The organism is Pseudomonas sp. BCA17 (assembly GCF_004519405.1).
GTDB lineage: Bacteria > Pseudomonadota > Gammaproteobacteria > Pseudomonadales > Pseudomonadaceae > Aquipseudomonas.
Map to the genome: position 1 here is coordinate 1 of NZ_SGWI01000028.1, position 249 is coordinate 249.

Annotated in this window: 1 protein-coding gene; it reads left to right on the top strand. The window is 56.6% G+C overall.

Going from position 1 to position 249, the window contains the following annotated elements; all coding sequences use genetic code 11:
* On the top strand, positions 1-249 hold a 249-nt coding region (locus tag EXW71_RS28670; protein WP_134661354.1), incomplete at both ends, for an immunoglobulin-like domain-containing protein.

The window sequence follows — 249 nt, forward strand, 5'->3', positions numbered from 1 at the left end:
AGCCGGTACTGACGTTACGCTGAAACTCGACAACGGTTCGTCCATCACCATCAAGGCTGGCGACACCGTCGGCACCGTAACCGTCCCGGCGCCAAGCGATGATGTGTTCATCGACAAGAGCACGCAGACCGTCAAGATCACCGACGCTACTGGCGGCAACTTCGAAAAACTGGAAGTTGCGGGCAATGGCGTAACCACCACGATCAACGACACTATCGACAAAGTGGATGTGGTACTGACCGCCACCAG